The organism is Chitinophaga sancti (assembly GCF_034424315.1).
Lineage (GTDB): Bacteria > Bacteroidota > Bacteroidia > Chitinophagales > Chitinophagaceae > Chitinophaga > Chitinophaga sancti.
The window spans coordinates 7,082,534-7,097,186 of sequence record NZ_CP139972.1 but is presented as its reverse complement, the minus strand read 5'-3'; the positions used below and the strand labels follow the sequence as shown (position 1 = coordinate 7,097,186).

Annotated in this window: 8 protein-coding genes; 4 read left to right on the top strand and 4 right to left on the bottom strand. The window is 44.7% G+C overall.

The window, feature by feature from the left end:
- Position 1 precedes the first annotated feature (1 nt).
- A complete protein-coding gene (locus U0033_RS28030) occupies positions 2–625 on the top strand; it encodes a DsbA family protein (RefSeq protein WP_072359717.1) in 624 nt (207 codons plus the stop codon).
- Complete coding sequence (locus tag U0033_RS28025; RefSeq protein WP_218164014.1) at positions 622–1,116, top strand: GNAT family N-acetyltransferase; 495 nt, start codon at positions 622–624, stop codon at positions 1,114–1,116. Before U0033_RS28030 ends, U0033_RS28025 begins: the two co-directional genes overlap by 4 nt.
- A gap of 289 nt (positions 1,117–1,405) precedes the next feature.
- Here the strand turns inward: U0033_RS28025 and U0033_RS28020 are convergent, their stop codons facing one another.
- Entirely contained in the window at positions 1,406–2,308 is a 903-nt protein-coding gene (locus tag U0033_RS28020) for a PorP/SprF family type IX secretion system membrane protein (RefSeq protein WP_072359720.1), read from the bottom strand.
- 51 nt (positions 2,309–2,359) lie between these two features.
- Positions 2,360–8,398, bottom strand: coding sequence for a T9SS type B sorting domain-containing protein (locus tag U0033_RS28015; RefSeq protein ID WP_072359722.1), 6,039 nt, complete (start codon positions 8,396–8,398; stop codon positions 2,360–2,362).
- A 525-nt stretch (positions 8,399–8,923) separates the two neighbouring features.
- Between U0033_RS28015 and ahcY the strand changes: the two genes are divergently transcribed.
- Both ahcY and U0033_RS28005 read left to right on the top strand, forming a co-directional pair.
- Positions 8,924–10,252, top strand: a complete 1,329-nt coding sequence (ahcY, locus tag U0033_RS28010) for an adenosylhomocysteinase (RefSeq protein ID WP_072359725.1) — start codon at positions 8,924–8,926, stop codon at positions 10,250–10,252.
- 82 nt (positions 10,253–10,334) lie between these two features.
- Positions 10,335–11,072 carry a pyridoxine 5'-phosphate synthase gene (locus U0033_RS28005; protein WP_072359727.1) on the top strand — a complete coding sequence of 246 codons (738 nt, stop codon included), beginning with the start codon at positions 10,335–10,337 and terminating at the stop codon, positions 11,070–11,072.
- Between the two features lie 4 nt (positions 11,073–11,076).
- Here the strand turns inward: U0033_RS28005 and porQ are convergent, their stop codons facing one another.
- Positions 11,077–12,066, bottom strand: a complete 990-nt coding sequence (gene porQ / locus U0033_RS28000) for a type IX secretion system protein PorQ (protein WP_072359729.1) — start codon at positions 12,064–12,066, stop codon at positions 11,077–11,079.
- Between the two features lie 174 nt (positions 12,067–12,240).
- A complete protein-coding gene (lon, locus tag U0033_RS27995) occupies positions 12,241–14,643 on the bottom strand; it encodes an endopeptidase La (protein WP_072359731.1) in 2,403 nt (800 codons plus the stop codon).
- Positions 14,644–14,653: the final 10 nt, after the last annotated feature.

Here is a 14,653-nt window from a genome sequence, read left to right as displayed (position 1 = left end):
AATGAAACTGATTTATATCTATGATCCCATCTGCGGATGGTGTTATGGTTTTACGCCCGTGATCCAGGAGATCCAGCAACATTTTAAAGGAGAAATATCGGTAGAAATATTGTCTGGCGGCATGTTATTGAGTGCCAACCGCCGCCCAGCCTCTGCCATGTACACCTATATCAAAGAAGCACATAAGCAGGTCGAAAATACTACAGGTATTACTTTTGGTGAACCATTTCTGAACGAATACCTGCGTTCTGACGATATGATGGACTCTGAAAAGCCCAGTATAGCACTGACGGTATTCAAGCAATACCAGCCGGAGAATGCGGTGAACTTTGCACATGATATGCAGGTAGCACTCAATTTTGAAGGTAAGAGTCTCAATGATATTGACACATATATTCCCATCCTGGAGAAATACGATATTCCTGTACAGGCCTTCCTCAACAACATGAAGGAAGATGATAACAAATACGCCACTCACCAGGAATTCAGTATCGTGCAGCAATGGGGTATTACCGGTTTCCCGGCTGCTATCCTTGAAAAAGACGAACAATTATACCTGGTAGCCCGTGGCTTTACTCCCAAAGCACAATTGCTGCAGGTGATTGAAGAGATAAAAAATAAATGATGTACCAGATCACACAGGCAGGCATCCAACACATACCTGTTATACAGAAGCTGACCCATGAAATATGGCCGGCGACCTACCTGTCTATCCTTAGCCAGGAACAACTGGACTATATGATAGCCATGATGTATAATACGGAAGAACTGAGCAGACAACTTAATTCCGATCATACCTTTCTGCTGATATGGGATGGAGACAAGGCAATCGGTTTTGCAGGTTATAATCCGAAAGAAGAGACCGGCATTTACAAGCTGAACAAAATATACCTTCACCCTGGCTACCAGGGAAAAGGTGCCGGAAAATTACTGCTCAACGCCGTTATTGATCAGGCAAAAACTGCAGGTGCGAATGTGCTGGAACTGAATGTAAACAAGTATAACAAAGCCCGCTTTTTCTACGAGAAGATTGGCTTTGAGATATATGAGGAGAAAGATATCGACATTGGAAATGGTTACTGGATGAATGATTTCGTGATGAGGAAAGTGCTATAAAATAATCCAGCCTGGTAAAAATACCAGGCTGTTTCCCAAGTTAACCATTAAAAGACACAACTTTTCTAATTAAAATCTTTGGGTGTTTTTCAGCTAAAGTGATGCTGAATTTTCACCGCTATGAAGATACATACGATAAATGTTTAAACACGGATTTTCTTTGGGATTTATTTTTTTACTTTTTTCCCGGCTTTTTACTATCAATTAATTATCAAATAGATATAAAATAAAATTCCCGCACTTTTGGCGCGGGAACTGATGACCCTGAAGGGTATTTTCGGTTAACAGACTAAAAAAGTCGGGGTAGTACCTCGTGATCGCTACTCCATCCGAATCTATAGCTAATCATCAGCTCATGGGATACTGATTGCGCTCCTTTCAGATTCGAATTTGTAGGTGTATCGTATGAATATCCCATTTCCAACTGAGGGGTAATTCTCACTCCCACCATACCTGTCACCGTCTTCTCTGATCTCCAGGATGCACCCAGCCAAACCAGCTCTTTCAGGAGTATGCTTGCATTGAAATCGTAGCTCAGTCCTGATCCCTTCACATCTCTCAACAATAAGGTAGGCTTGAATTTTAGATCGTCATTGATATCAAATACATAGGCCGCCTGCATGTAATAATGCGGTTTTGTTACAATCCTGTTCACACTCTTTCCAATGTCAAAACTTTTGAACATCGGCGCACCTAAACCTAAGTAAAATCTCTCAGTAAATAATGCAAATCCGAAGCCAACATTTGTCTTCATATAACTCAGATTACTGGCAAAGCTTGGATCGGTAGTCGTGAGCGTGCTGTTATTTTCCTTATACTGCGACATGCCAACTATCAGGCCCATGGCCAGGTGCAATTCTTCTGTGAGTTCTACTTTCTGTGATGCAAAGATGTTAAAATCTGTACGGGTATCGACAGTAATACTTTCTCTCATGGCAGAAAATCCCAGTGTGGTTCCCTTCTCATTCAATGGTGAATAAAATGAAAATGTTGCTGTCTTAGGGGCTCCGTCTACGCCTACCCATTGATTACGGCCATCTACAGTTAATCGTGCTGACTCATCCAAACTTGCATAGGCAGGATTGATGGCCAGGCCATTGAACATATACTGGGAATAGATAGGGTCCTGTTGTGCCTTTGATGGCAGGTAATATGCTAGTAAGACAAACAGGGTAATTATTACTTTCTTCATATGTAAGGATTACAGACAATGGAGGCATTAAGCCTCCATTGTCTGGTTTTCTTATGATCTCTTTATGACAAGGAATCCGGTGTATTTGATCTTCTTACCTGATACATCTGTAGCATGGATAATGAAGAAATAAGAACCATCCGGCACATCCTGATTTTTAGCACTGCCTGTATTCGCCTTACCGTTGAAATTGTTAGAACTGTTATTATAGCCTTTCGTTGTAAATACTGTACCACCCCAACGGTTGAATACTGTTACATCATTATCAGGATAGGAATCAATATTTTCAATGTACATGGCATCGTTACCCAATCCGTCACCGTTTGGAGACATAGCAGGGTGTACCCGCAGGTTACCATTGTTATTATCCTTCCATCTGCCATCAGTAATGAAACGCTCTATGTAGTCAGGTACACCATCACCATCCACATCACAATCCTTACAGATTTCAATCAGACCGGTAGCGGTGCTCAGTGAATCAAGCTTCGGTATATTCTGCGTAGATGATACGGTAGCTCTGAGTAAGCGCATACCAAACATCTTGTTCTTTTCCACACTATTCACCAATACAGGAATTGATGTGGTACTGGTATTTGGCATGATGAGCAGCGGAGTTACTGAAGCATCATAATCTTTACCTGCTGAAGCCACCATTGTACCTGCCAGCAGTTCACTACTTCCCGGTTCGTAGAACTCATAGTAGATTGTAATGATACGGGAGCTGGCACGATTCATCTTTAACACAAACGGCAGTGGGAAACCAGTTGTATCGAATGGAACTACTGCAGAGAACTGCGTTTCACTGAATCCTATTGTGAGGGAGTCATTATCAGTTACTGAGTTTCTGATTTCATTCGCCAGGCCTACGTAATAAGCAGGACCACTGCTCAGCGGATCGAATTCCTGTACGTTTGCCTGTACCCATCCGTCATCATCATTCAGGTCATTGTCATCTACCACTACTGTGAAAGATGTTTCCTGTGCACCTGCAGGCATCGTTACGGTCACTTTATTGCCAGATACCACTCCATTTCTGATTGTGACTGTCCTGTATACATCGTTTGTAATAGCAACAGTGATTGGCAGATCCAGGTTGATAGACTTTGTAGTTCTTACAAAGAATTTCACTGAGTCTCCTTCCACAATAGTACTGGTAGACGCGAACAGGTTTACCTGTGGCGTATCTACGTTCATGTTGTAAATAAAGACTGTAGCAATACCATTAATTGTACTTATCGGCCATGTCACCAGCGGAATATTGGAAGTAACACCCTTGAGTGAGGATATTACTGTTGTAGTAGGACCAGCAGTCAGCTTACCGGAAGGAACCACATCGAATGTTACCATACTGGAACCCGCAGGAATCACTACACTACCACTCAGCGCTCCGTAATCAGTACCTGCTACTGCTGTACCGGATACCGTGTAAGACACGGTTACATCCTGTGTGGCAATCAGCGTAGAATCGTTAAACCTGATACGGAATTGACCATTTGCAGATGGCTGGGTAGCATCCGCCAAACGTTCAATGATCATCGTACGGGCATTTGCCTGTGTACCTGTATCACTACTTTCATCATCGAATACGTTCATATACATCGTACCACCACTTACATACAGGCTCTTGGTTGTACCTCCCTGTACGGTTGTAGCACCTACCAGTTTTACCTGCAGCACCAGGTTACCCTGAAGAACGATGTCGTCAATTATATTTACCGGTACTGTTACTGAAAGGCTACCTGCAGGAATAACTACTGTCGTCTGCACATCTTTGATGTTTGTACCGGCATAGGTGGCAGTCAGCGTTACACTTACATCAGTCGTTGATACTGCTGGCAGTACCACTTTGAAGGCACCATCTGTAGCTGGTTCTGCTGCGTCATTTACTTTTTCCAGCGTCACTGGCTGACCTTCCGGATCCAGGATATTGAGTGGTGCAATTGATGCAAATGAATACCCGGCCGCACTGTCTACAAACTGTAATACTGTAGGACCTTCAATCTTAAAATTGTTAGGTATGTTCAGGAAGAAGGTTACATGGTTACTGTCTTTCGGCAGCGTCACGAACCTTGGCAGACCTGTATAATTTGTTGTATCCGCAGTAGATGATCCATCAGGTATCACAGTGATGATGATATCACTGGCTGAAGTCATGCTGCTGTTTACAAATCCGATTGTTACTTTGGTGGTACTGCCTTTGTGGATAGTACTGGAATCGATGATCATCTGGAGCTGTGTGCTGGCAGGTGCATCATTAATATAAAGATCCAGGCTGTCCACACTTACATTGCTCATACCAGGTGTGTTTCCTGATATTCTCAGCAGTTCGGAACCTTCAATGACATAATCAGCTTTTGCTGTGATGACAAAGTCACCATAACCGGCAGTATCGATCGTAACAGTGGCTGGCACTCCTGTGTAGTCGCTGGCACTTGCTACGGACTGGTTACTTGCTGTTACATTCAGGGTAACCGGTGTGAATAATTTAATACCTGCCGGGAAACTGGCTCTTACTGTATATGTATTTCCTTCTTCCACATGATCGCCTTGTGAGGCCGGTTCCGGTGTGAAGGTGATTTTCATATTTGCAGGATCATTCGCCGTTACATCGATCATGTTCAGTGTCACGGAATCGCTTGGGTAACCTGTTGCCGCTACTAATACTACCAGTGTTTCATTGTCTCCTATTATATTATCAGTGAGTGCTGATACCGGAACAGGAATGGTGATTGAACTGGTGGTCATGGTCAGTGTCTGTGGCAATCCACTATATCCACTGCTGGCCTGTGAGCTGCTGCCACGGCTAATATTAAGTGTCAGCGGAGCAGGAGGTGTACCAGGCAAGGAGATGGTGATATATGCACCCACCCCACCTTCCACAATATCTGTACGATCTGCGCTGAGCGTGAAACTTCCTAATTCAGTTTTATCCTTGATGGTTACAGTAGCTGCCTGATTTACGGTAATACCCGCGGGCAGTGCAGTTGTCGCTGTACCACCCAGCGTCAGCTGTTCATCGCTTTCCAGGATATTATCCTGCACGATATTGATCGCTGTAACATTTGAAGAAGGATGAGTTGTATTGAGTGTGATCGTAGCGGAATCCAGCGAGAAGTCTGAAGCATCCGCAGTAGAACTACTTACGATAGATGGTGTAATTGTAATCGGCACCTCGGTAGTGATACCTGGAGGCAGACTAAATGTATATGTGTATGAACTACCTTCTTCCATTTCAGTCACAGCTGGTGTGATAGTAACAATTCTGTTGGCAGCATTGTCAGCGGTCGCATCCAGGATAGAACCGGAGATAGCATTGATAGTCAGACCTGATAATGAAGTAGTGGCTGCAGTGAACGTAAATGCTTCCGTATTTTCCAGGACACCATCTGCCAGTGCGCTAAAGCCATTTGTCACCGTCTTACTGTTAGTATTTGGTGGCATGTATATGGTATTCGCTGCTCCAATATAGTAATCAGACGGAGACGCTACGGTAGTACCACCAGGAGTCAGTACTATTGCCAGTGAATCTCCAGCCATGATACCAGGCTTCGCAAATGCCAGAGTGAGATTGGAACTGTTTCCTTCTTTAAGAGAAGGGGTTGTAATGCTCAGGTTCAACACTTTATTGCCTGAGATCAATCCTGTTGTATCCCTGATCGTAATCAGACAGGAATCTTTGATGAAACCTGTTGGAGAAGCGACTACATAATATGGTTCGTCATTTTCCAGCAAACTATCCTTCAATGCTTTTACTGTAAATGTGGCACTTGATTTACCCTTACCGATGGTCAGGTTGGTGACAGACATCGTTACATCTGAAGCGATTGCTTTGGATGAAATGCCTCTTGCGATAGGAATAGTCATCGCAGATCCGGCCTTGAGTCCATTGGGTAAGGAGAGGGTTACAGTACTGGTTACACCTTCCAGAATTGTTGCAGGTACAGGTGTCATGGTCATTACCATACTTGAATCGTAGTTTGCATCCTTAATTTTAAGGGTATCACCCTTATAAGGATAAGAACGACCGGCACCCACAGCATCTGTTGTTGTTACATCCAATACGATAGTTTCTGGTGTGGACCCTTCCAGCAAATCATCCGTATATGCAATCATATAAATGTTTGCACCGGTTCCCAGTTTTGGAATAGTCACCGGACCATTATAATACCAGAAGTCAAAGTCCACCCCATCACTCGCAGTTGATTTAGACCAATTAAAATCGACATTGACTGTAATTGGTACTTCGGTGCTTACGCCATCTGGCAGATGGAATCTTACATAGCCTTCATATCCTTCCGTTATTGGGTTGACGGAGGATGGATTTACAAAGTTGGATAAGATCTGCGCATATGCAGGATTAAAGTAAGTACTATCGTTGATAGTGAGATTTGTCTGTCCCGTTACGTCAATTCCCAATACTGTTCCTTTAAATTGTAATACCAGGTTCTCTGTATTTTCCAGCACTTTATCAGCCTTGGCACTGATTGTGAATTCAGGGCTATAAGTGCTGTTAGCCGGAATAGTAACAGAAGCAGGTACTACATAATCAGTATCACCGGCAGTTGAAGAAGAGTGGGTAGAAAAGGTGATCACTACATCTTCAGGGCAGGTAGAGGTCATTTTCACTCTTGCCTTGGTAGCGTTACCTTCCAGGATAGCAGAACTATCCATAGTAAGGGTCATACCACGGACTTCATCATCTACGATTGTGAAATCACACTGAGAGGTACCGGAAATAGTGATCAGGTCTGTACAGGTAGCCGCCAGTTTGAGACGGACGGTACGGCTGAATTCCAGTTTATCGTTCCCTATAATATGAAGATTCGGGATCTTAATTGTTTTGGCAGTTGTATAATCACCCGCAGGAATCAGGGCTCCCTGTTCGGCCAGGGTAAAGTCCGTACCTCTTGCGGCAGGATGAGCGTAATTGTAAGTGGAGTCGTACTGCAATAAAACATAAACCGGGGCATTGAGCTTGCCACCGGACACTTTCAGAGTTACGCTTGAATCTATGTGTTCACCCTGCGCGGCACTACCTTCATTGGTAGACTGGGTAGCACTTGAGAACTGCACCGACACATTTCCCCATCCCGTTACAGGAATAGAGTCTACCATTGCGCCTACTGTATCAAACTCATTTTTGGTGGTACCATAGCCGGATAATACACGGAAAGTCCTGTAGTTCACAGGAGTAGCGGTAAAGTTGTTATCGTAAATCGGCATGGATCGCATGATACCCATAGAACGGCCACGACCATCCACGCCATCAGCAATTACATTATGCGGATATAATCCATCATCATCGAGATAGAAGCGGTTTTCCGGAATAGACGCCTGCCAGGATCTGAACTTCCTGTACATGCGATACACATGGCTGCGTGGAGATTCTGCTGTTTCAGTGCAGGCAACATCCCTGTACATACCGATGGTGGAACTATCGCTATTGATAAATCCATACCCGCATTTACTGGCTTCGTCCGGATTGGCAGTAGCATTTGGCCCCATTACAACCTGCTCAGAAAGGTAAAACAGTACGCTGGTAAAATCATTTGTACTTACCTGGGGCATGTGCAGCACATAGTCAAGGAAGAAGTAGCTTGTATTTTTTACATAGGTAATAATACAAGTCACAGTACCTGTCTGACCTGTTGGATATTTGAAATAAGGGTCCAGAACTGTACCTACAACATGAATTTTATAAGGATCAGCGTAAGAACCGGAACCTGATATGGGAGAAATATAACAAGTACCTGGAGCCTGTGGGGTAGTTCTGTCTGTCATATGAGCCAGGTTCTTGAAATCGAAGAACGCCCTCATACCAAGAGAGCTATCTGCCCGGTTGTAGCTTTCGGTGAGCCCATTACGGGTCACAACGATACTACCATCGGTGTAGATATCAATTTTGAGGTCTTTGGAGCCGCTGGCACCTCCTGTGGGATTGATAGTAGCCTTTACAGTCTGCGCGATAACCTGACTCTGACTGCATATCAATAACAACAGTACTGCAAAGAACATCCTTTTAAGTGTATGCGACACTTTCCGGGGCGTAATAGTTGCATTCCTTTTCACAGAATTGGGAAGCTTGAACATAGTAAAGCGTGTAAAGTTCTATAATCCATCTAATTTCTTTAATCAGCCATGTTTCAACCATTAGAGAAATGGTTAAAAGCCTTCACGAAAAATGCAAAAAGGCATGGTAATGAAACCGTTACCTGCAACAGGACTGTAGGTAGTGAGGGATTGAACACGATGCTGATTCACGAGAGGCCTTTTGACAATCATTCACTGTACAACACACTGTACTATAAGATAACCCTAATATATCGAAATACAAACATATTCAATATTCCATATTTAGACAAAATATTTTATATTAATTGTTAATATGTTCGCTTCAGAAATGGGGATAACTATCTTTGTGGGTTCAGGATCAAATTATTGTGAATTCACATATTTATCCACATCCCACTATTTTAAGGTATTGGTGATGGTATTTTACCGTGGGTTTCAATTCTGGTTATAAAATACGCTTGTTCTGTTTTTAACAATAAAAAAAGAACAAATGCATTGTTTTTACCCATAAAATAAATTTAGATTTGCAAAAAACTAGTAATAATGTCTACAATAGCTAAATCTAACATTGACTTTGCTCTTCCTTATAAAGTAAAGGATATGTCTCTGGCAGAGTGGGGACGTAAAGAAATCGAGCTGGCGGAAGCTGAAATGCCAGGTCTGATGTCGCTGAGAGAAGAATATGGTAACAGCAAGCCACTGGCAGGTGCGCGTATTGCTGGATGCTTACATATGACTATCCAGACTGCCGTACTGATCGAAACCCTGGTACACCTGGGTGCGGAAGTACGCTGGAGCTCCTGCAATATCTTTTCTACACAGGATCATGCCGCTGCCGCTGTTGCTGCTGCAGGTGTACCTGTATTTGCCTGGAAAGGTCTGAACGAACAGGAATTTGACTGGTGTATTGAACAGACCCTGTTCTTTGGTGGTGCTGATCGTCCGTTGAACATGATCCTGGATGATGGTGGTGACCTGACAAACATGGTATTTGACAAGTATACTGAACTGATCCAGCACGTAAAAGGTCTGAGTGAAGAGACGACTACTGGTGTACACCGTTTATACGAGCGTATGCAGAAAGGTACTTTGCCTATTCCTGCTATCAATATCAATGACTCTGTTACCAAATCCAAGTTTGACAACAAGTATGGTTGCCGTGAATCCTGCGTAGATGCGATCCGTCGTGCTACCGATGTAATGATTGCCGGTAAGGTTGCTGTTGTAGCTGGTTTCGGTGACGTAGGTAAGGGTTCTGCGGAGTCTCTGAGAGGCGCTGGTGCCCGCGTAATCGTTACTGAAATCGATCCGATCTGCGCACTGCAGGCTGCGATGGAAGGTTACGAAGTGAAGAAAATGACGGATGCTGTAAAAGAAGCTGATATCATCGTAACCACTACCGGTTGCCGCGACATCATCACTGCCGAGCACTTTAAGCTGATGAAAGACAAGTGTATCGTATCCAACATCGGTCACTTTGATATCGAAATTGATGTTGCATGGCTGAACAAGAACTATGGTAACACGAAAGTTGAGATCAAACCTCAGGTAGATAAATACACCATCGATGGTAAAGACATCATCCTGCTGGCTGAAGGCCGCCTGGTAAACCTGGGTTGCGCTACTGGTCACCCATCTTTCGTAATGAGTAACTCCTTCACTAACCAGACCCTGGCTCAGCTGGAACTGTGGCTGCATACTGACAAGTATGAGAACAAAGTATACGTTCTGCCTAAGCACCTGGATGAGAAAGTTGCCCGTCTGCACCTGAAGAAAATCGGCGTAGAACTGGATGTGCTGACTCCGACCCAGTCTGAGTACCTGAACATTCCTGCAGCAGGTCCATACAAACCTGACTATTACAGATACTAACAGGCACAATTGTGCTAGAAAAAAGGGGCTGCCAGTGGTAGCCCCTTTTTGTTTTTAGTGGCTTTACCATTACATTTGTTATATGACAAAGTTGAGCGTAAATATTAACAAGTTTGCCACCCTGCGCAATGCCAGGGGCGGGAATCTCCCGGATATTTTGAAAGTTGCACAGGATTGCGAACGTTTTGGTGCCGATGGCATCACTGTTCACCCCAGACCAGATGAACGTCATATCCGTTACCAGGATGTATTGGACCTAAAGCCATTAGTCACTACAGAGTTTAATATCGAAGGCTATCCTTCTAAGGACTTTATCGACCTGGTATTGTCTGTAAAACCGGAACAGGTTACGCTCGTACCAGATCCACCCCATGCGATTACGTCTAATACCGGATGGGATACCATCGCCAACCAGTCATTCCTGAAAGAAGTGATCGGCACTTTCAAAGCCGCTGGCATCAGGGTTTCTATCTTCCTGAATGCCGAACCTGAAAAAGTAGAAGCAGCTAAAACTGCGGGTGCTGACAGGATTGAATTATATACCGGTCCTTATGCAGAGGAGTTTAACAATGCAAGGACGCAACAGCAGAATTTCCAGCTGCTGAATGATTATAAAAATACCGCCCGTGCTGCTACGGCTATCGGGTTGGATATCAATGCAGGTCATGATCTGAACCTGGACAACCTGCGCTTCTTCAAACTGCATATTCCACAGCTGAAAGAGGTATCCATCGGTCACGCATTAGTATGTGATGCGCTGTACCTGGGCCTGGAGAACACTATTCAATTGTATAAGCGACAACTGAAGGTAACTGAGTAATTATTTAATAACTCCATTCCTTCAGGGGCAAATTTATTCCGAACTGGTTCAGCGCAGCACTGCGCTGATACCAGGCCCTCGCATATCGGAGCTGGATCTTTCTCGTCACCACTCCCAGCCCTGCCGAAAATCCACTCAAGCCCTTTAATTGTGGATCCGATAATTCCTGTCTCCGCAAATGATTGTAGCCTGCCGTCAGTGTCACATAACGACCTATTTCCCAATGTGCAGCCAGTACAAAATGCCTGAAAATCTTATCTACCGCCTGCCCACCAGTTTTAACGGTATCTCCATTCGTGATTAAACTGCTTTCCTGGAATCCGGGATCGGCATAACGCACATCGTATTGATATATATGGTGAAGGGTGGCTGATAACTGCAATGGCAGCTGGTTCAGTCGCTTTGAGATGCCCACCTGTAAATCAAAGGGTAAGGGTTCCTGGTTGCCAGGCGTATATGTGCTGAGCTGTAAGCCCATATTTTTTGCCAGGAGGCCAGCCTGCCAGTGATGCGTAGTGTCTTCGTAAGTCAACCCGAAATGTAGTACCAGACCTGTGGAATTGTATTGCTGGTAGCGGGATTGTACGAACTGTAAGGTAGCGCCATAGTGCCACTTTTCCAGGTATTGGCGGGAGGCGCTTACCTGGATGGCCATATCCCGGGGCCGGAAAGAACCCTGGATACTGCCGGTAGCATCCGTCTGGATAAGGGAACCGTAGTTAATATATTGAATACCACCTGCAAAAGTGGTTTGTAATTTCTCTGCGTAATGGCCGAAGAGCGCATGGGCATATAGCACATCCGCAAAGTAACTGGTATAGTTAAGTTGCAGATTGGTATGCATATCCGGACGTAACAGGGCCGGATTGAGGCTACATAGCGCAATGTCATTTCCCAACTGGCTAACGTTGATACTGCCGAGTGATGTCTGTGCCGGAGAAACGGGAAGATCCAGGAATGCAAAGGTGGCTTTTCCTCCCAGTACCTGAGCCATGGAGGATTGAGAAAATAGGAGGAATAGGAATATGAATCGGTACATTTTGACAAATATACAAAAACAATAAGGCCATTCTGCCGGGGAGCAGGATGGCCTTACTTTAAAACCCTTAAAACAATCAACATATATCTAGTACCAGTTCCAACTGTGAAAAGGGCCGGTATAGACTTGTTACTTCTTTAATAACGCTATATCGATCACTTGGTTCATTTCTTTTACAAAATGGAACTTCACCCCTTTGATATAATCGGGATTAATTTCCTTGATATCTTTCTCATTCTGCCAACAAAGGATGATTTCTTTAATCCCCGCCCTTTTGGCAGCCAATATCTTTTCTTTGATACCACCCACCGGCAATACCTGGCCCCTGAGGGTGATTTCGCCTGTCATTGCCAGGTAGGATTTCACCTTTCTGCCTGTGAATGCAGAAGTTAAGGCCGTGAGCATTGTGATACCTGCACTTGGACCATCTTTTGGAACAGCACCTTCAGGTACGTGAATGTGTACATTCTTTTCCCTGAACAACTTTGAATGGATGTTGAACTGGTGTGCATTTGCCTGCAGATAGCTCAGCGCTGTGCTGGCAGATTCCTTCATCACATTACCCAGGTTACCTGTCATTTGCAGATCGCCCTTACCCTCACTGAGGCTGCTTTCGATGAAGAGAATATCTCCACCTACATATGTCCACGCCAGCCCTACGGCTACACCAGGAGGATTACCTACCTTGTAGATTTCGTTGGAATAGCGGGCCTTGCCAAGTATTTCTTCTACATGTTCTTCGGTCAGGCTGTCTGGCACTGCTTCTTCGAGTGCCACATCCTTGGCCAGGGAGCGCATGATAGATGCCATTTGCCTGTCCAGTTCACGTACACCACTTTCGCGTGTATAGTCCTGGATAATCCTGTCCAGCACACTGTTGCTGATCCTCATTTTCAGCTGCTTGAGGCCATGGGCTTCTTTCTGCTTAGGTACCAGGTGACGCTTGGCGATTTCCACTTTCTCCTCGATAGAGTAACCACTCAGGTCAATGATTTCCAGGCGGTCGCGCAGCGCTGGACTGATGGCATTGATATCATTGGCCGTAGCGATGAACAGCACCTTGCTCAGGTCATATTCCAGCTCCAGGTAATTATCGTAGAAAGTGCCGTTCTGCTCAGGATCCAGTACTTCCAGCATGGCGGAACTTGGATCGCCCCGATGATCGTTGCCAATCTTATCGATCTCGTCCAGGATCATCACCGGATTGGAGGTTTTCACCTTGCGGATACTTTGCAGGATACGGCCCGGCATTGCCCCGATATAGGTTTTACGGTGACCACGGATCTCGCTCTCGTCGTGCAGCCCACCCAGGCTGAGACGCACATATTTACGGCCAATAGCACTGGCAATGGAACGCCCCAGGGAGGTCTTACCAATACCCGGAGGGCCTACGAAACAGAGGATGGGTGACTTCATGTCACCTTTCAGCTTCAGTACGGCCAGGTATTCCAGGATGCGCTCCTTGATCTTATCCATGCCATAATGGTCATTGTCCAATATCTTTTTCGCCTTTTTAAGGTCGTAACTATCTTCGGTATAATCCTGCCAGGGCAGGTCCAGCATCAGGTCCAAATGGTTATACACCACGGAGTAATCAGGAGTGCTGGGGTGCATTCGCTCCAGTTTCTCAATTCCTTTCCGGAATAGTTCACCGGCAGCTTCTGTCCATTTTTTCTTCTCTGCTTTGCGCTGGAGCTCCTTTACCTCACGGTCATTACTGTCGCCCCCCAGTTCTTCCTTGATGGATTTGAGCTGTTGCTGCAGGAAGTATTCACGTTGTTGTTTGTCAAGATCCGCCTTGGTTTTGTTGGTGATCTTGTTCTTCAGCTCTGCCAGCTGGAGTTCTACCTGCAATAGTTTGAGCAGGAGTTCAGCACGGGTACGCAGGTTATTGATTTCCAGCAGTTGCTGTTTTTCTTTCAGGTCACAATTCAGATTGGAAGAAACGAAGTGCACCAGGAAGGATTCATTTTCAATATTCTTGAGAATGATACTCGCTTCTGATGGTAGATTTGGAGACAACTGAATAATTTGTCCTGCCAGATCTTTGATGGTGGAGATGTATGCGTCGAACTCAGGATCGTCTGTTACAATTTCGTCCTGTAATATATCAATACGTGCCTTGAAGTATGGATCTTCAGCAACGATCTCGTTGATCTGAAATCTTTTACGCCCCTGAATGATAATGGTAGTACCACCATCAGGCATTTTGATCAGTTTTACGATACGTGCTACCGTACCTACCTCTGCCAGATCGGCAATGATAGGATCTTCCACCGTACTGTCTTTCTGAGCGACTACGCCAATCAGCTTATCGCCACGATAAGCATCGTTTACAGCCTTAATGGATTTATCTCTGCCAACCGTGATGGGTAATACCACACCAGGGAAAAGTACCGTATTTCTTAAAGGTAAGAGTGCCAGCTCATCGGGTATATTATCCTCTTCCTGCCCTTCCCCATCTTCATTCAGCGGGATAATTGGCATGAATTCCATTTCCTCTTCCGAATTCGTTAAGTAAAATCTATTCATCTCGGTAATT